A 17289-nucleotide genomic window follows, 5' to 3' on the forward strand; every position below is an offset into this window, starting at 1 on the left:
TCGGAATAATTAAAGTATTGCCTTAAAGTTAAAGTCTGGTTAGGATGCCGCGTCCGATGTCAGTCGGACGCTGTGCCACACAGTGTCTACCGGGTTGTCCCGGTTTTTGTTGGGATCGGTCCTGGTGGCCGATCCTTTTTTTATTCACGCCCATATGCCGCCGCTCGAAGCCTGGGCGGTGCCTGCCGTCGCTTGGCTTGCCGGCCCCACCGGCCGGTCATCCCGGGCGTACCCGGGATGGCGGACCGTCGGAGGGCCCGGCGCCGGTTACCAGATGATGCGCGCGCTCAGGAACAGGCTGCGCGGCGGGGTGGACATGGCCCCGTACTGGTTGATGCTCACGCGCGGGTTGTAGACGCCGCCCTGGCCCCAGTCGATCGCGTACTGGTCGTAGTTGCGGAAGTTCAGCGCATTGATCAGGTCGCCACGCACCTGCACGGTCACCGCATCGGTGACCTGCATGTCCTTGGACAGCGACAGATCCAGCTGGCGGGTGCCGAAGATGTCGCCGCCGGCCAGGAACTTGCCGCCGGGGGCATCCACCGACACCACACGGATGTTGTTCGACGTCGGGCCGCCATATAGATCGTAGGACACCGCTTCGTTGCGCGGCGGCACCGTGGCCAGGGTCAGCTTGGCCGAGGCGCTGATGCCCCAGAACAGATCGTAGATGCCGGTGACCACCAGGCGGTGGCGAGGGACCGAGTTCAGATCCAGGAACGGGTAGTCGGCGATGGTGGCCGCGTCGAAGCCGTACTGCTCGTCGTTGCCGCGGTTGCCGCGTGCGCGCGAGAACGTGTAGGCCGCCGTCAGGCCCCAGCCGCTTTCCTTGGTGTAGGCCTTGTCGGTGGACAGCAGCAGCTGCGTGGTCTTGGTCTCCACCCCGTTGTTGCCGATGATCAGCGCACCGAAGCCGGGCGGGGTCTGGCCCCACGGCTGGCCGCCGTTCTGGAAGAAGTCGCCATTCGGGTAGCGGTTGCCCAGGGTCAGGATCAGGCCGTCCTTGCTGTGGATGTAGGACACCGTGGCAGAATTGCTCCACTCGCCCACGCGGGTACGCAGGCCCAGCGAATACTGGTCCGAGTAGGGCGTCTTCAGGTCGTTGTTGAGCAGGTCGACCTCGCCGTTGCGCACGCGCGCATCGACCAGCCCGGACAGGCTGTCCGGGTTGCTGAGATAGGCTGGATTGAAGCTGGTGCAGGTGCCCGGTGCCGGCGTGCAGCCTGAGGATTCGGCGAAGCGGATGGTGTACTGCGCCAGCGCCGACTTGACCTGCTCAAGGCCCATCACATCGAACAGGTTGCGGTCGAAGCTGCGCCCGGCGCCGCCGAACAGCACCAGCGATTCGTCGCCGCGGAAGTCGTAGGAGAAGCCCAGGCGCGGGGCGAAGTTGTTGTTGTCCTGCTTGCGATTGCGCCCGTTGCTGATGTAGTCGTTGATGTCCACGCCGCCCTTGGCCAGCTGCTCGGCATAGGTGGCGCTGACCGCCGGATTGGTGCCGGGGCCGTTCAACGCCGCCACCACTTCCGGCGGCGTCACGTTGTCCAGGTAGGACGGAATCTTCTCCCCGTCCCAGCGCACGCCCAGGTTCAACTGCAGCTTGTCGTTGACGTCCCAATCGTCCTGGATGTACAGGCCCAGTTGCTTGCTGGTGGTGGTCACCGACGGGGCGGCGCCGGCGAACGGCAGGTTGAAGCGCACCTGATACGGAATCGCGCCCGTGCCCTGGCCATCGTTGACCGCGTAGAAGAACGACGGATTGACGGTGGAATTCTCGCTCTGCGTCAGCTCCACCTCCTTGTACTTCACGCCCATCTTGATCACGTGGCTGCCGTGCCAGTCGATGCTGTTGAAGGTCAGATCGTTCTGGAAACTGGGACCTTTCTGGCCCTTGCGCTGGATCGCCAGGCCGCTGGTGGCGCCGTCGTTGATCAGCACGTCGTTCTCGGCGATGCCGCGCGTGTACACGCTCTGGCTGCCGATGGTGTAGGCGCTGGGATTGAACAGCACGTCCTCGTAGGAGATGCGCGCCTCGTTGACGTAGGTTTCGCCGAAATGTTGCCAGCGCAGGTCGTAGCGCTCTTCGGAATTGAGATTGATCTTGGCGGCGATGGCGGTGTTGCGGTCGCCCACGCTGTCGCGGCTTTCCTCGTCGCGGACCTTGGCGGTCAGCTCGAGGCGATCGTTCTCGCCGATATCCCAATCGATCTTGCCGAAATACAGGTCTTCGTTGAACGGGCGCGTCACCGAGCCCAGGCGGCTCTGCACGCCGGCCGGCAGGTCGTCGCTCAGCACGCTGAAGTTGTCCGGCACCGAGACCGGGTTGGCTGACACCTCGAAGCCCTTGCCTTCGTAGCTGAAGAAGAAGTGCGCCTTGTCCTTGACGATCGGGCCGCTGAGCGCGAAGCCGTATTCGTCCTGGTGGGTCTTGCGCTTGCTGCCGTCGGCATTGGGCGCGCCGGCGCGCTCGTCGGCCTGGCGTGCGCGAAAATCGGTATTGGTGGTGCGCCCGAAGATCTCGCCGTGGAACTCGTTGCCGCCGGACTTGGTGGAGGCCACGATCGCCGCCGAACCGACCTGATCGAACTCGGCCTTGTAGTTGGAGGTGATGACCTTGTATTCGCCGATCGCCAGCTGCGGGAACGGGTTGCCCGCGCTCTGCTGCTGGCCGGAAACGCCGCCGAACAGATAGCTCTTCTGGCCCACGCCGTCGATGTACACATTGACCGCCGAGCTGGCCTGCGCGCCGCCGCGGATCCGGCTATTGCCGTTGGCGTCGGTCTCGAACTGCATGCCCGGCACGGTGTCGGCGAACTCCAGGAAGTTGCGCGTCAGCTGCGGCACGGTGCTGATCTGCTTGAGCGAGATGTTGGTGCCCACCTCGGAGGTCTTGACCTCCTGCAGGGCGGTGGCGGTGACCCGCACCGCGTCCAGGGTGGTGGCATCGCCCGCGGGCGCGGTGGCCGGCGCTGCGCCGCCGCCCAGGTCCAGGCTGACCGACGAGGCCACCGACAGGGTCACGGTCTTCTCGGTGCCCGGGCCGGCATCGACCTTGTAAGTGCCCGGCGGCAGGCCGACCAGCGCATAGGTGCCATCCGCGCCGGTAGCGACGCGCCGCACCGCGCCGCTGGCGACATTGGTGGCGGTCACGGTGGTACCGGCCTGTGCGGCGGCGACCTGGCCGCGCAGGGTGGCGTTGCTGGACTGGGCCATGGCCGGAGCCGATGCCAGTAGCGAGGCGGCCAGGGCGCAGCACAGCAGGCTGCGCGCCGGCAGGGTGGACACGGTGCGATAGGTCTTCATGACAGTCCCCCTCCCAGGGGTAAGGCGCGTACCGGCGAAGGGGTCGGCATGGCGCAGGTGGTGCGTTGCTTCAAAGGCGATACAACGACGGCAGGCAGGCAAATAGGAGTTATAAAAAACACAAGAAACCGCAAAGAATCCGTGAAGATGCGACGCCGCGCATGGTCTTCAACCGCTGGGCGCCGCGCGCGGCCCACTGGATGCGCGCACGATCAGCTCCGGAACCATCTCCGACAACGCCGGCGGCGCAGCAGCGGCCGGCGGTGGCGGCGCATCGATCAGTTGCTGGCCCAGCAACAGCCGCATCGCTCGCGCCCCCAGCCCGGCGATGTCCACCCGCATGGTGGTCAACGCCGGCAGCACGTAGCGCGCCATTGGCACATCGTCGAAACCGGCCAGCGCGATGTCCTGCGGCACCTGCAGCCCGGCGTGGCCAAGTGCGAACAGACAGCCCAGCGCCATCATGTCGTTGGCGGCGAACACCGCATCCGGGCGGTCGTGCTGCGCCAGCGCCTGGCCGGCGCGGTAGCCGGATTCCTCGTCGAAGTTGCCTGGCAGCACCCATGGCTGGGCGTGCGCATCCAGCGCCAGTTCGTCGCGATAGCCGCGCAGGCGCTCGTGCGCATCGAAGTTGTCGTCCGGGCCGGCGATAAAGGCGATGCGGCGGTGGCCGCTGTCGCGCAGGTGGCGGGTCATCACCCGCGCGCCGCCGTAATTGTCCACATTGAGCACCGGCCGCTGGCTGCCGCTGCCGGCGCAGTTGAGCAGCACCGCCGGCAGCCCGCCGGGCAGGGCCTCGTCGTGCACGTCCGACTCGCCCAGCGACGGCGACATCACCACCACGCCATCCACGCGCCCTGGCAGGCGTTCCAGCGCCCGGCGCTGCGCCTGCGGGTCGCCGTGCGAGCTGGAAACCAGCAGGTGGTAGCCCTGCTCGCGCGCCACCTGATCGATGCCGCGAATCAATTCGGAAAAGAACTCGCCATGCAGATCCGGCAGTACCACCCCGATGGTGTGGGTACGCCGGCTGCTCAGACTGCGCGCGGCATGGTGCGGGATGTAGTTCAGGCTGCGCGCCACCTGCAGCACGCGCTCGCGCACCGACTCGGCCACGTGCTGGTGGCCGTTCATGGTGCGCGACACCGTGGCGACCGACACCTGCGCCTGGCGTGCGACGTCCTTGATGGTGACGCTGGTGCTCTCCGAACGTGGTCGGCTCATGGCATGACCTTGTGCAAGACAACGCGCATCCTGCCGGGTGCCGGGGCAGGGCGCACGCGGCGCAGTCGCGGGACGTTCGTAGCGGACATGCGCATCAATGACATCGGCCCCGTCCAATGGCGACCTCGAAGCGAGATGGCGCGCACGCTAGCAGGAACTGCAAGCGCTTACATGATGCGTTGCACAAACGGCGGAACCACGCCGCGCAAGGCCTGCGCCGGTCGCGGCCGGACAATTTTGTCCGAGCTGGACAGCAACAGACAGGGGTGGACATGGATGCGTCGCCACGATGGCCTGTGCATGTCGCCATTGCCGAACCGAGCCCGTTCTCACCGGCCGCGCGCCTTGCCGCCGGTGGCGCCAGCCAGCAAGATGCCCCGATCGCTCAGGGGAACATCGTGCGCATGCCGCCATTCACCGTCCGCGCAGGCCGGTTCCAGTCCATCGCCTGGGCGTCGCTCCTGGCCCTGTGCCTGGGTGGCTGCCAGCGCCAGGAAACGGCCATGGCGCTGCCTGGCGCCAAGGCCGAACCGGCTGCGGCGATGCAGTCGATGACCGTCCCGTTGCGGCGCAACGATCTGGTGGCCTATGCCCGGATCCGGGTCACGCCTGCGCAGTACACCCAGCTGGAAGCGGCCTGGCGCAGCGGTGCCAGCCGTTGGCCGCTGACCGAGTTGCCATTGCCCAACGAGACGGGCGCCCTGCTGGGGTCGTTGTCGGCGCCGGATGCCGAACGCCGCCTGCAGCAGGCCTTCGACGCGCAACTGGCCGGGCAGGCGCAGGGCATCGCGCAGGCCGCCCAGTCGCTGGGTCGCTTCGGCGTGCAGTACCTGCGCAGTCGCAACGACTATCAGCCCGAGCAGCGCGCCCACTACATGCAGCTGGTCGATGCCCTGAGCGCCTGGGCCGCCCGCGCGCCGCTGGCCGATCGCCCGCGCGCCAGGGCCAGCATCGCCGACCTGGTGGCGGCCGCCCGCGCCACCGGCATCACCTCCGACGCGGACCTGCAGCGCCTGGGCATGGAAGAGAGCCTGCGCCGGCTCGGACCATTCTGGGCGGCGTGCAAGAAGGTGCTGGAACGCTACGCGCTGTCGATCGATGGCAGCCTGGATGCGCTGCGCACCGGATTGATCTCGCAGGACGGCGACCGTGCCCAGGTGCGGCTGCGCTATCCGCTCGCTGCGCGCGACATCGATCTGACCGTGGCGCTGATCAAGCGCGACGGTCACTGGTACCAGCAGCAGACCCAGGAGGAAGTGACGGCACTGCTGCGCGCGCAGCCGCTGCCTGACCTACCCGCGGCGGCGGCAAGCCCCGACGCCACACCGGCGCCGCCGGCAGACGCCGGGCAGCGCCCGGCTGGGCGATAATGACGGCGATGCCAGAACAGAACCCCCTGCCGTTCCCCAACGGCCAGCCCGCCCCGACCGCTGCCGACGCCGCCACGCCCGGCGCGCCGACCGCCGCCTCGCCGTTGCCGACCGCCAGCCCCGTCCCGCCGGAGGCACCTGCGGCCACGCCGCCGTTGCCGCCGGCCAGCCCGCGGCCGAGCAAGCGCCCGTTGTGGGCGCGCCTGCTCGGGCGCCTGGCCGACCCCTGGTTGAGCCTGACCATCGAACCGGACCAGCCCGGCCGCTACGACGATGGCCGGCCGGTGGTGTACGTGCTGGAAGACTACGGGCTGTCGAGTGCCCTGATCCTGGACAAGGCCTGCCGCGAGGCCGGGCTGCCATCGCCGCTGGTACCGCTGCCGGGCGATCCGCTGGAGCGCAAGCGCGCCTATCTGGCGCTGTCGCGGCGTAGCAGCAGCAATTCCCTGATCCCCGAGCAACGCGGCGGCAAGACCCATTCCGATTCGCTGGCCAAGCTGCTGCAGGCGCATCGCGTGCGGGCGGATCTGGACGTGCACCTGGTGCCAGTGTCGATCTTCGTGGGCCGTGCGCCGGACAAGCAGAGCGGCTGGTTCGCGGTGCTGTTCTCGGAGAACTGGGCGCTGGTGGGCCGCTTCCGCCGCCTGCTGTCGGTGCTGCTCAACGGCCGTACCACCATCGTGCGTTTCGCCCCGCCGATCTCGCTGCGCCAGACCATGGCCGAAGGGCTGCCGCCCGAGCGCACCCTGCGCAAGCTGCAACGCGTGCTGCGCACGCACTTCCGGCGCATCCGCGAAGCGGTGATCGGGCCTGACCTGTCCACCCGCCGCCTGCTGGTGGATCAGGTGCTGGCGGCCGACCCGGTGCGCGAGGCCATTGCCACCCAGGCCAAGCGCGACAATTCCAAGCCGGTCGATGCCTGGCGCAAGGCGCATGCCTATGCCTGGGAAATCGCCGCCGACTATTCCAGCCCGGTGGTGCGTTCGGCCAGCTTCCTGCTCACCCACGTATGGAACCGCATCTACGCCGGCGTGCTGGTGCACCATCTGGACAAGCTCAAGCAGGCGGCGCCCGGGCATGAAGTGGTCTACGTGCCAAGCCACCGCAGCCACATGGACTACCTGCTGCTGAGCTACCTGCTGTACGAGCGCGGCATCGTGCCGCCGCACATCGTGGCCGGCATCAACCTCAATCTGCCGGTGGTCGGCACGCTGCTGCGCAAGGGCGGCGCGTTCTTCATCCGCCGCTCGATCAAGGGCAACGCGCTGTATTCGGCGGTGCTGAGCGAATACGTCGCACAGCTGGTGGCCGGTGGGTATTCCATCGAGTACTTCGTCGAAGGCGGGCGCTCGCGTACCGGGCGCCTGCTGCAGCCCAAGGGCGGCATGATCGCGATGACGCTGCGCGCCTACCTGCGTCAGCCGCGCAAGCCGGTGCTGTTCCAGCCGGTGTACATCGGTTACGAGAAGCTGATGGAAGGCAACAGCTACCTCGACGAACTCACCGGCCGGCCCAAGGAAAAGGAATCCATCTGGGGCCTGCTGTGGTCCATTCCCAAGGTGCTCAAGCAGAACTACGGCCAGGTGGTGGTGAACTTCGGCGAGCCGATCGCGCTCAACGATGTGCTGGCCAAGCACGCGCCCGATTGGGACGGCCAACCGGTGCCCGAGGACGAAAAGCCCACCTGGCTGGCGCCGGCCGTGGACACCTTGTCCATCCAGATCCAGACCCGCATCAACTGCGCCGCCGACGTCAATCCGATCAATCTGCTGGCGCTGGCGCTGCTATCCACGCCCAAGCACGCCATGGGCGAGGCCGATCTGATCGCGCAGATCGAGCTGTGCAAGAAACTGCTGGCGGAAATGCCGTATTCGGACCGTGTCACCGTCACCCCGCACACCCCGGCGCGCATCATCACCCATGCCGAAGAGATCAACGTGCTCACGCGCGTATCGCATCCGCTGGGCGACGTGCTCAGCGTCAGCGGCGATACCGCGGTGTTGCTGAGCTACTTCCGCAACAACGTGCTGCATCTGTTCACCGCTTCCTCGTGGGTGGCGTGCTGCTTCCAGAACAACCGCCGCATGAGCCGCGCCGGACTGATCCGCCTGGGCCGCACGGTGTACCCGTTCCTGCAGGCCGAGCTGTTCCTGCCATGGAGCGAAGACCGCTTTGCCGAACGCATCGAACAGACCATCGAGATGTTCGTGCGCGAGGGCCTGCTGCTCAACGTCACCGACGACGATGGTGGCATCCTGGCGCGCAATACCGGGCAGACCGATGAGGTATTCCGCCTGCGCGCCATCGGCCATTCGTTGCAGCAGGCGTTCGAGCGCTACTACATCGCCATTTCGGTGCTGGTGAAGAATGGTCCCGGCGTACTCGGCGCTGGCGAACTGGAAAGCCTGTGCCAGCAGGCCGCGCAGCGTCTGAGCCTGCTGTACGCCCCGGCGGCGCCGGAGTTCTTCGACAAGACCCTGTTCCGTGGCTTCATCCAGAAGCTGCGCGAGCTGCGCCTGGTGTGGCCGGACGAGAACAGCAAACTGGTATTCGACGAACGCCTGGATGCGTGGGCCAAGGATGCCAAGTTCATTCTCGGCCGCGAGCTGCGCCACACCATCGAACGGGTGAGCCCCGAAGCGGTCAAGCCGGCTGTGGTGCTGCCGCCGGCCGAGTAACGCGGTTGCAGCGGGGCGGCAGCAGGGCAGCGGCGCAGCAAAGCGGCGCTTCCCGATGCCGACGACGCTCCCTTCTCCCTTCGGAAGAAGGTGCCCGAAGGGTGGATGAGGGTCGGTCAGCATGCATGACCCAGCATTGCGCTCAACCAGATCCACCGCCGGAGCGCTGCGCAAGTCTCACGAACTTCACACAATAGTTCTGCCCGCTTCATCCCTCTCTTGCAGCCCTGCCGCTAGCATCGCGCTACCTTTCATAGTGATCGGGCGCGTCGCACTGATGGGCGTGCCCGGCAGGAGACCTTCATGCGCGCAGCCATCCACACCCAGTTCGGCGACCCGGCCAAGGTGCTCGAACTCGCAGAACGCCCCACACCGCAGCCTGGCAAGGGCCAGGTCCGCATCGCCATGCGGCGTTCACCGATCCACAACCACGACCTGTGGACCGTGCGCGGCAACTACGGCTACAAGCCGGAGCTGCCGGCGATCGGCGGTAGCGAAGGCTCCGGCGTGATCGACGCACTGGGCGAGGGCGTGGAAGGCCTGCAGGTGGGGCAGCGCGTGGTCGCCGCCGGCGTGCACGAGAGCTGGGCCGAGTACTTCCTCGCTTCCGCCTCCGGCGTGGTGCCGCTTCCCGATGCGCTGGACGACGACCGCGGCTGCCAGCTGATCGCCATGCCGTTGAGCGCGCTGATGCTGATCGAATTCCTGCGCGTGGGTAAGGGCGACTGGATCGTGCAGAACACCGCCAATGGCGCCGTCGGCAAGACCGTCGCCATGCTGGCCGCCACACGCGGTATCAACGTGATCAATCTGGTGCGCCGCGACGCCGGCGTCGAAGAACTGAAGGCATTGGGCATCGGCAATGCCGTGTCCACCGCGAAGGAGGGCTGGCAGGAGCAGGCGCGCGCGCTGGCCGGCACTGCGCCGATCGTCCGCGGCATCGACTCGGTGGCCGGTACCGCCGCCGGCGACCTGCTCGGTTTGCTGGCCGAAGGCGGCGAGTTGGTGTCGTTCGGCTCGATGACTGGCGAGCCGCTGCAGATTTCCAGCGGCGATGTCATCTTCAAGCAGGCCACGGTGCGCGGCTTCTGGGGCAGCAAGGTGATGCAGGCCACCCCGCCCGAGGACAAGCGCCGCATGATCGGCGAACTGCTCAAGGCGGCCCTGGATGGCAGCCTGGCCCTGCCGGTGGAAGCGGTCTACGACCTTCAGGACGCCGCCAAGGCAGCCGCCGCCAGCGCCGAACCGGGACGTCGCGGCAAGATCCTGTTGCGCGCAGGCTGAGCCGCCGCCGCCGGGCTGACGGCCACAATCACACGCGGTATCAGGCAGGCAGCATCGTCGAAAGCCCGGCAGTCAACCCGATGTAGGAGCGCGCCCGAGCGCGACGAAGCTTTCCCGAGACGGCCCGTCGCGCTAGGGCGCGCTCCTACGGAAGCCAGGACGCCAGCTACTCAAACGCCGCCAACCCACTCCCTTCCCCCGCGTGCGGGGGAAGGTGCCCGAAGGGCGGATGGGGGAGGAGCGCCGCGCCGGCTATGCGTGGCTTTTCCGAGACGGCCCGTCGCGCTCGGGCGTGCTCCTACGGGAGCCAGGACGCCAACTGCTCGAATGCCGCCAACCCACTTCCTTCCCCCGCATGCGGGGAAGGTGCCCGAAGGGCGGAAGGGGGGGAGCGCCGCGCCGGCTATGCGTGGCTTACGAGACGGCCCGTCACGCTAGGGCGCGCTCCTACGGAAGCCAGGACGCCAGCTGCTCGAATGCCGCCAACCCACTTCCTTCCCCCGCATGCGGGGGAAGGTGCCCGAAGGGCGGATGGGGGGCGCGCCGCGCCGGCTATGCGTGGACCGCGCCGCCGCAACGAGTGCCCGCGCACCACAAAAAAGCAAACCCAACCGCAGGCGCGCGCTACGCCGGCTCGTCGGGCACCAGCTCCATCTCCAGCCGGATGATGTTGTCCTTGATCTGCAACTTGCGCTTCTTCAGGCGCTTCATCTGCAGCTCGTCTTCCGGATTGGCTGGCATGCGCTGGATCTCTTCGTCCAACGCGCGGTGCGCGCGTCGCAACGCGGCGATCTGCAGGGCGATCTCGGCGGGTGAGAGGGTATCCACGCCCCGAGCATACACAACCCCGGGCGACACGCGTCACCCGCGCTTGCCAAGCCGGCCCGGGCTGCCACAATGGCGCGCGCCGCCGCCGCAACCGGCCGCGTGCGCTATCCCATCATTGCCGCGCGGCCTTCGGCCGTCGAGAAAGGAGTCTTCCCGATGCGTTTGCGTTCTTCCCTGCTCGTTGTGAGCCTGCTGGCGGCCCCCGGACTGGCCGCCGCGGCCGATGTCACCAAATACGATGGCTTTCTGTGCTGCAACCTGCGCACCGACGGCAGCTGGATCAGCGACAGCAACTACGCCGAAGACGGCAAGCGCATGCTTCCCGTAGGCACCCCGGTCAGCGTCACCGGTTTCGGCCGCAACCGCGTCAACCTGAAGATCGCCGGCGAAAAGCAGTCCATCGGCAACGACTACAGCCGCGACCTGGACAACACCGCGTTCGCTGCGCGCTATGTCGTGACTGCCGACCCCAAGCTCAAGCTGGCGACCTTTCCGCCCAAGATCCGCCAGGCCATCGCCGACGGCAAGCTCACCGGCGGCATGACGCGCGAACAGGTCCTCATGGCGGTCGGCTACCCGATCAGCAGCGAAAATCCGAACCTGGAAGCATCCCTGTGGCGCTACTGGCGCGACAGCTTCTCCGAATACCAAGTGCAGTTCGGTCCCAGCGGCAAGCTGGTCAAGGTCACTGCGGATCCGCAGCTGATGAATCTGGTCTGGGCACCCTGAGATACGAAGCGGACACTTAGCCCAGCCTAGCTGGCGTCCATCCGCGACACCGCAGGGGCAAGGCCATGGTGGGCAGCGTCTGCAGCGCTTCCCATCCACCACATGACGAGGTAGGCGATGCACGATGGAGAATTGATTGTTCCGCCCGATGCTTTGGCCGATCCGGACGCGTTCGAGTTGTTGCGCCTGTGGGCCGCGCACGAGCAGCTGCACGTGAGCATCAACAGCGATCTGGGCGGCGGAGCAGAGGACTTCGGCGAGCTGCTCGCCGATCTGTTCGAGCATGCCTCGCGGATGTTCGCCCAGCGCGATCGCATGCCACTGGCCCAATGCCGCACCTTGATGCTGGACGACTTCATGCGGCGCGTGGCCGACCCGAGCGGCAATCGGGAGGGCGGGCTGCCGGTGGAGCATTAGCGATACCGCCGCGCGTCCATCCCTGGCAACCGATAGCGTCGGGCTCGCCGTCTCCGGCAGATTCCCACGCCCGTGCCGCGGTCGGCTGCAGACCGGATCCGAAGGCCTCACTGTGATGCAATGGAGTAACTGCCGGCACCGGCTTGCCGCCCCGGCAGCGTGGATCCGGGCACTACCGACCGTGCCGGCCACTACCTTGAAGAGAGCGCCATGCAACGCGACCCAGTGCTATATCCGAACGACGACAATGGCGACACGCTGTGGCACATCGCCCGGCAAGGGGTGGATCTGACCAAGCCCCGCGAGATCGATTTCTCGGTGGTGTTTCCCACCAAGGAATCGGCACTGGAATTCTGCGTGGCCATGCTGCGCTGCGAGCAGAAGGTGCGTTGCCGCTACTACGAACAGAACACCGCCTTTCCGATGGACGTGACGGTGTACCCGACGATGGTGCCCAGCTACCGCGCGATCGTGGCCTTCGAACAGGAGCTGGCGCTGCATGCCACGCCGTTGGCTGGACATAACGATGGCTGGGAGTTCTCCGACTAGCGCGAAGGAACGCGCGGCCTTTGCGTGCAGTGGGCGATGCTGTTCGGAATACGACATGGCCTGTACGGCATCCTGGCCTGCCGTTGCGTTGCGGCGCGGAGAGATTCAATCTGGGGTTCGGCGTCTTGCGGGGTGGCCTGTTCGTCGCTTACGGCCTCTGCGCGGCGATCGGCATCCGGCATGCATTCGGAACCACGCGCTGACCGTGCAGCAGGCACACAATTCCTATCGGAGACCGCTCTGCAAGGTGCGGTCTCCAGGCAACACGGTCGTCCTGTCGTTGCCTTATCCGGAGCAAGCGATCAATGAACAACCCCTACAACTCCTCGCCGGTCCCTGCGGTCATGCAGCATCTCAATGACACCATGGTGACCACGGCCCTGGAACTGCCGGGCTACCGCATCGTCCAGCCTGGGCCTGGTGCGCGGCATCACGGTGAGATCGCGTTCGATCGTGGGCAACTTCTTCGGCGGACTACAGACACTGCTGGGCGGCAACATCACCATTTACACACAGCTCTGCGAGCAGGCGCGCTCTGAAACCTATCGCGACATGGTGCAGCATGCCCGGCAGCTGGGCGCGAACGGGATCATCGCGGTGCGCTACGACGCCACCGAATTGATGGCCGGCCTCACCGAAGTGCTGTGCTATGGCACTGCGGTGGTGGTGGAGTCGCACGACTTATAAGCAATAGAAGCGGATGTTTCCCTCTTGCATGCGTGGCGCTGGGGCGCTTCGCCCCGGTTCCCGCGAACGATAAGACTTGAACGGGATTTGCAGGGACGGCTAACGATACAAGTTCAAGCAGGGAGAAGGGACGATACAGGCCGTTGAATCAATGGTCACCTAAGCCATTTTTTGAGTCACGCACCAGATCGTCCCCTTCGTACTGCGATCCAAAGCACTTTTTGTCCATGCGTTTTCTCTCGAGCTCAGTACATGGGCGGCGCAGCGCCCCAGTGGCAGATAGCAGCAGTGCCGCAGCCTTTGAACGAAAGGCCCATGATTGTTGGATCTCTTGGCCATCTGGCGCCCAACTATTATCAAAGCGACTTTTCGCTGGTGAATCCATACTAGGTGGCACTGATAATCCGTTAGACCGTGCCTGTGGCGGATTTTTAAAATCATCAGGCAAAGTCAGAACTAAACTCGACCCAACATCAATATGGGGGCTATCTATAGTACTTTTTTCTCCTGCAATGCGTGGCGAGTCACTTGATTCTTCTGGCTTCCTGGCCGATGGCTTCTCGGCGGAGGCCGTAGATGGACGAATCGGGTTTCTGCGTTCGCTAACGCCTTGCGAGTCGAGTCTCGATCGCAAATGTTGCTGAGAAAGATCGGGTCTGATGCGAGGTAAAAACACAAGCGTAAGTGCTGAATCCTCAGCTGATCTGGTTGTGTGGGATGCACTTTCACGAATCAGTACAATGGAAATGACCGCATGGATCAGGATAACGAGGAAGATAGCAAAAACGTTATCCTTCAAAGGATGGAAGGAGATTTTATTGTCGCTTCGCGAATTGCTAAATTCTAATTCCATTTCGGTATTCTCATCCTAAATCGACATCCCATTGCGAAGAACTGGCTGAACACGGGCCGCAAAAAGAGTTGTACTCACTGCCACAGTCTTGGCAGAGGCGAGTGGTGGTACACGTTTCGTACTTCATCAGTCCCAAAAAATAAACTGGCGACATGAGGGAGCCGACGGCATCACGACACCGAGAATCCATATAGAATGCCACCGGTCAACACGAATAAAAAGGGGTTTTCTGTCTGCCCGGTCTGGCAGTGCGCGCTTCAATCATGCGTTCACATCGAGCGTGTTTGTCCGGACTGCGTTTGCGTCATTTCCTGCTGTTGACTATGTGCGACTTCTTCCGCTTTTGCCTGCTGAGCTAGCTCTACTTGCTTCATGCGCTGATCCGCAGAAACAGAAAGTGCTTCTTGCGTCGGCATATGCGCCCGATGCGCAGCCGGATCAGGTGAAGCGTGACCTTCCCGCCACACATGCAGGACCTCGCCACCAGCCAGCTTTTCGGTTGGCGTACTGAAAGCAAACTTCAGATCGTCTCTCGCTGTAAAGCCCTTCTCTGTGGCCATGAGCAATAAACTTGCGCTCAGCCGGTCGCTGCTCTCGTCCCACGATTTCCCGGCCTGTTGATCAAGGCCGCGAACGCCGCTGCGGATCTTCTCCAACAGTGCATCGTCTGGTTGCGCTGTCTTGCCGGGCGGGCTGAGTCCCGGTGGCGGAGGATCGATGTCGGGAATCGGGCTGATGTGCTGGTGAGTGCCCTGCGTATGCTGCAACAGCCCACGGGTTGGTGGATTGGTGCTGGTGTCCCAATATACCTGTGGCGTGGCGGTGGTGCCTGGGGGGAGGGTGATGCCGTTGTGTTCCAATAGATCCTCTCTGAAGCGTAGGCGCTGCATATCAAGCTGCATCTGCGGGAAAATTCCGCCAACCGGATGCGCATAGGCTCTGTCGAACGCAATCGCACGGCTGACAGCACCGGCTCCATAATAGTTGGGGTAGTCCGAATCGCCGTGGAAGCCGATACCCGTCGTCTGAGTCCTTGATAGTCCTGGTGCGCCGTGTGGCGGTTTGTCGAAGTAGTAAGCTGCCTGTGCAGAAGTATTCTGAGGTGTCATGGGCAGCGAACCGTCCGGGTTGAACGTGATTCCCGGCCGTGCTTGGCTCTGCTTTCCGTTGGTTGGACTAGCCTGGATAAAGTCGTCCAGGCGAGCGTTTCCGAGGCTTCTCATTGTGTTCAGATCGACGGCCGGATTGTTTTGCCGTTCCCGATCAATCAAGGCATTCCAGCCTGCAATCTGAGCTTTAGCCTCATCTTCCCTGGCGCTGTTGATCAGGTTTTCAACTGGAAGGGTATAATCATTAACTGGATTGTTATCCTTCGCAATCGTCGCCACCGCAGCATCGAACTGCCTGTACGATGAGGCCATGCTCACTTGATTGAAAGCATGTTGTGTCTCATGGCCTAGAACAAATATTAGGTCATTCGCATTTAGCTGATCAAACTGGCTTTTGGATTTTCCAACCGTGATTGGTGGAATGCTCATGGTCTTCGTAGCTGGGTTGAAAGTGCCCCCTGCCACTGTCCCACTGAGAGGTGAAAAATTCTCAAGCAGCATCGGGCTTTTCGGATCCTTGCCGTCCACTGCGGTCGTGACGGCGCGCTTCATCTCGTTGGCCAACGTCGGTGAACTATTGATCGTCGCCTGCAGATTGGTAACCATATCCTGCGTTACGGGCCGGCTTTGCTGGTTCGCATCCATGTATGAACTATTTGCGAAACGCATACCCATCTCTTGCAGCCGGAGCGAACCACGCAAGTGCGTTGTCGGCGCAGATCCTGGCTCAAATGCCGGGAGGATGACGATTCCGGATGCCTTGTCGTAGGAGCCTGTCAACGGTTCGGGGCCGCCGACGCCTGGCACGAATGCTTTCAGATACCCGGTGGCTGCTTGTCGATTGAGTCTTTGTGTAAGGTCCGGATCAGACGCAATAGTCGCGCGTAGCTGCGCTTCTTGGTCGGGACTGACATCTGACCGACCCGCGAATTGCACCAAGATGGACTGCAATTGAGTGTTGGCGTTTGCCATTGTCGTTAATCCTCAAACTTGTGCAAACGTATCGATCTGACGCAGTTCTCTCTTGATTTTCCTTGTGGGTCTACAGAGACGGGATGCCATGGGTTGATTTGTGCGCGAATATTTCCGCGGAGGTACTGAAAGGAAATGACCCATCCAAACTCATTGTAAGACCAGTATCCTGCTTCAGTTTTGAATCCAGCGTCCTTCAAGGCTTGATCGTACTTCTCAAAGACGAGCTCGCAAGGAGGAATGGTTGAAGCGGGGATGCTACTCGGCGGGGTGAGTTCCAAGGTGACATTGGAGTAACGTGGAAATTTTTCGTCGAAGTTATAGGTGACGCCATATCCCGAATAAGGAGAGGGTTGACCGAGCGTATAGAAGCCAGAGTTTTCACCTGTACCCTTGGTGAAGGGAACCTCTAGATATCTTTCAAGAACCAACGGCGACAGCTCGTCGAAATTCTTGACGTCTCTTATCAAGGAAAAGAAGCGATCCAACAGGACTTGGGGAGTCGGCTCTGTGTGTGTTGTCATGTTCTTTCCTCGAGGTTCTTCAGCCGTCGGTTTGGCAGTTGCACACGACGTTGCCAAACAGATGAGCGCGACGATGACCGCTAGACTTGCTTTGGATCTCACTGCGCATGCTCCCTTCGTTTGCCAAGTGCATCGCGAGAATTCTGGTGCCTGACGATACCGGTGACTTCTTGCCTTTCTCTGTCACAGTGCTTATAGCTTGTAAAAGCAGCAAAAAAGTAAATCGAGACAAGGGCGGCAGCGTTTACCGCTGTTGCCGCGGCATACCGATGCTATGACGATGGACGTCGGTCTGTCATGTCGCCAGGCACCGAGGCCTGCAGCACTACATCGTTCAATTGCTCAGCCAGCATATCGAAGCAAAACGCCAATGCATCAAGTGGTATGGGAGGCTCATTGCTGCCTGGGGTATTGGACACGCAGCGGGGGCGTGCCAGCGCTGCCAGAAAGCGTAGGTGATCGCGCGTCTGCAGCAACCGAAGCTGCGCGTTCTCCGGCAGCAGGTAATACCCGAACAGAGACTGGTCCATGCTCAACTCTCCGGACAGGCTCCCGCCGCACGATGCGGCGGGATGCCGGGAGGTTAGCAACCGCAGACAGACGGCGGGCTTATTTCCCTTGCGGGTGTTGTATTCGCCGCCCTCCCGGCGCGGAGACGCCGAGCGTGTGCCCAAAAATCGGGCACAAAAAACCACCGCTTGACGGGGGTGGCACCGCTGTCTACGGAGTTGCTACGCTCCGGCGCCGAGTGTGCTGCGCAGGCGC

Annotated in this window: 13 protein-coding genes and 1 pseudogene; 7 read left to right on the plus strand and 7 right to left on the minus strand. The window is 63.7% G+C overall.

Going from position 1 to position 17289, the window contains the following annotated elements:
• Window positions 1–267: 267 nt before the first annotated feature.
• Window positions 268–3303: a TonB-dependent receptor gene (locus LL962_RS16075; protein ID WP_228317617.1), complete on the minus strand. Its 3036-nt coding sequence runs from the start codon at window positions 3301–3303 to the stop codon at window positions 268–270.
• A gap of 168 nt (window positions 3304–3471) precedes the next feature.
• The gene (locus LL962_RS16080; RefSeq protein ID WP_104588436.1) at window positions 3472–4524 is read right to left on the minus strand and encodes a LacI family DNA-binding transcriptional regulator; all 1053 of its coding nucleotides are present in this window, start codon (window positions 4522–4524) and stop codon (window positions 3472–3474) included.
• Window positions 4525–4928: 404 nt separating this feature from the next.
• Here LL962_RS16080 and LL962_RS16085 point away from each other — a divergent pair, with 404 nt between their 5' ends.
• The 3 genes from LL962_RS16085 to LL962_RS16095 all read left to right on the plus strand — a co-directional run bounded on the left by LL962_RS16085 (window position 4929) and on the right by LL962_RS16095 (window position 9856).
• Entirely contained in the window at window positions 4929–5894 is a 966-nt protein-coding gene (locus LL962_RS16085; RefSeq protein ID WP_228317618.1) for a hypothetical protein, read from the plus strand.
• Window positions 5894–8572, plus strand: a complete 2679-nt coding sequence (gene plsB, locus LL962_RS16090) for a glycerol-3-phosphate 1-O-acyltransferase PlsB (protein WP_228317619.1) — start codon at window positions 5894–5896, stop codon at window positions 8570–8572. Before LL962_RS16085 ends, plsB begins: the two co-directional genes overlap by 1 nt.
• 303 nt (window positions 8573–8875) lie before the next feature.
• Complete coding sequence (locus LL962_RS16095) at window positions 8876–9856, plus strand: zinc-binding dehydrogenase (protein ID WP_104588434.1); 981 nt, start codon at window positions 8876–8878, stop codon at window positions 9854–9856.
• Between the two features lie 624 nt (window positions 9857–10480).
• Here the strand turns inward: LL962_RS16095 and LL962_RS16100 are convergent.
• Window positions 10481–10684, minus strand: a complete 204-nt coding sequence (locus LL962_RS16100) for a YdcH family protein (RefSeq protein WP_167395412.1) — start codon at window positions 10682–10684, stop codon at window positions 10481–10483.
• Between the two features lie 156 nt (window positions 10685–10840).
• Here LL962_RS16100 and LL962_RS16105 point away from each other — a divergent pair, with 156 nt between their 5' ends.
• The 4 genes and pseudogenes from LL962_RS16105 (at window position 10841) to LL962_RS16120 (ending at window position 13066) form a co-directional block, all read left to right on the plus strand.
• The gene (locus LL962_RS16105) at window positions 10841–11413 is read left to right on the plus strand and encodes a hypothetical protein (protein ID WP_228317620.1); all 573 of its coding nucleotides are present in this window, start codon (window positions 10841–10843) and stop codon (window positions 11411–11413) included.
• Between the two features lie 132 nt (window positions 11414–11545).
• On the plus strand, window positions 11546–11830 hold the full coding sequence (locus LL962_RS16110) for a DUF5076 domain-containing protein (protein ID WP_255626370.1): 285 nt from the start codon (window positions 11546–11548) through the stop codon (window positions 11828–11830).
• A 210-nt stretch (window positions 11831–12040) separates the two neighbouring features.
• Entirely contained in the window at window positions 12041–12379 is a 339-nt protein-coding gene (locus LL962_RS16115) for a ribonuclease E inhibitor RraB (protein ID WP_104588463.1), read from the plus strand.
• Between the two features lie 305 nt (window positions 12380–12684).
• Window positions 12685–13066, plus strand: a pseudogene (locus tag LL962_RS16120) (YbjQ family protein).
• Between the two features lie 148 nt (window positions 13067–13214).
• On the opposite strand, the gene LL962_RS16125 reads toward LL962_RS16120, so the two are convergent.
• The 4 genes from LL962_RS16125 to LL962_RS16140 form a co-directional block, all read right to left on the minus strand.
• Window positions 13215–13919, minus strand: coding sequence for a hypothetical protein (locus LL962_RS16125; RefSeq protein ID WP_228317622.1), 705 nt, complete (start codon window positions 13917–13919; stop codon window positions 13215–13217).
• A 269-nt stretch (window positions 13920–14188) separates the two neighbouring features.
• Window positions 14189–16000, minus strand: coding sequence for an XVIPCD domain-containing protein (locus LL962_RS16130; RefSeq protein ID WP_228317623.1), 1812 nt, complete (start codon window positions 15998–16000; stop codon window positions 14189–14191).
• Window positions 16001–16005: 5 nt separating this feature from the next.
• On the minus strand, window positions 16006–16524 hold the full coding sequence (locus tag LL962_RS16135; RefSeq protein ID WP_228317624.1) for a hypothetical protein: 519 nt from the start codon (window positions 16522–16524) through the stop codon (window positions 16006–16008).
• 272 nt (window positions 16525–16796) lie between these two features.
• A complete protein-coding gene (locus tag LL962_RS16140) occupies window positions 16797–17054 on the minus strand; it encodes an XAC0095 family protein (RefSeq protein ID WP_228317625.1) in 258 nt (85 codons plus the stop codon).
• Window positions 17055–17289 lie beyond the last annotated feature (235 nt).

Source organism: Xanthomonas sp. NCPPB 1067 (assembly GCF_020783795.1).
Lineage (GTDB): Bacteria > Pseudomonadota > Gammaproteobacteria > Xanthomonadales > Xanthomonadaceae > Xanthomonas > Xanthomonas melonis.

Coding starts and splice junctions, on each gene's coding strand:
- LL962_RS16085 (WP_228317618.1), top strand. CDS start 4,929: ATGCCGCCATTCACCGTCCGCGCAGGCCGGTTCCAGTCCATCGCCTGG.
- LL962_RS16105 (WP_228317620.1), top strand. CDS start 10,841: ATGCGTTTGCGTTCTTCCCTGCTCGTTGTGAGCCTGCTGGCGGCCCCC.
- LL962_RS16095 (WP_104588434.1), top strand. CDS start 8,876: ATGCGCGCAGCCATCCACACCCAGTTCGGCGACCCGGCCAAGGTGCTC.
- LL962_RS16135 (WP_228317624.1), bottom strand. CDS start 16,524: ATGACAACACACACAGAGCCGACTCCCCAAGTCCTGTTGGATCGCTTC.
- LL962_RS16115 (WP_104588463.1), top strand. CDS start 12,041: ATGCAACGCGACCCAGTGCTATATCCGAACGACGACAATGGCGACACG.
- LL962_RS16130 (WP_228317623.1), bottom strand. CDS start 16,000: ATGGCAAACGCCAACACTCAATTGCAGTCCATCTTGGTGCAATTCGCG.
- LL962_RS16080 (WP_104588436.1), bottom strand. CDS start 4,524: ATGAGCCGACCACGTTCGGAGAGCACCAGCGTCACCATCAAGGACGTC.
- LL962_RS16125 (WP_228317622.1), bottom strand. CDS start 13,919: ATGGAATTAGAATTTAGCAATTCGCGAAGCGACAATAAAATCTCCTTC.
- LL962_RS16075 (WP_228317617.1), bottom strand. CDS start 3,303: ATGAAGACCTATCGCACCGTGTCCACCCTGCCGGCGCGCAGCCTGCTG.
- LL962_RS16140 (WP_228317625.1), bottom strand. CDS start 17,054: ATGGACCAGTCTCTGTTCGGGTATTACCTGCTGCCGGAGAACGCGCAG.
- plsB (WP_228317619.1), top strand. CDS start 5,894: ATGACGGCGATGCCAGAACAGAACCCCCTGCCGTTCCCCAACGGCCAG.